This window comes from Ruminococcus sp. CAG:57, assembly GCF_000435935.1.
GTDB classification, from domain to species: Bacteria; Bacillota; Clostridia; order Oscillospirales; family Ruminococcaceae; genus Hominimerdicola; species Hominimerdicola aceti.
The window spans coordinates 1-223 of sequence record NZ_FR890778.1 but is presented as its reverse complement, the minus strand read 5'-3'; the positions used below and the strand labels follow the sequence as shown (position 1 = coordinate 223).

General features: G+C 40.4%; 1 protein-coding gene. It reads right to left on the bottom strand.

The window, feature by feature from the left end; translation table 11 throughout:
• The coding region (locus QVO88_RS10025; RefSeq protein WP_288177987.1) for a recombinase family protein at positions 1-182 on the bottom strand (182 nt) is incomplete at its 3' end.
• Positions 183-223 lie beyond the last annotated feature (41 nt).

Sequence of the window (223 nt, the reverse complement as noted above, 5' to 3'; positions counted from 1 at the left end):
TTTTCGATTATCCGCTTGACCATGTTCTTGTTCCAATGGTCAGAATCCTCGGTATATCGAATGTTCTCGGACTCCATAAGCTTTGCAATTTGAAGTAAACTGCTGCCATTCAGATATTCTCTGAAAATCTCTGCAACTGCATAAACTTCTTTTGGTTCGGTCGTTATTTCGCCGTTTTTCATGCAGTAGCCGAACGGTATTACTCTGTTTTTGGGCATCTAAT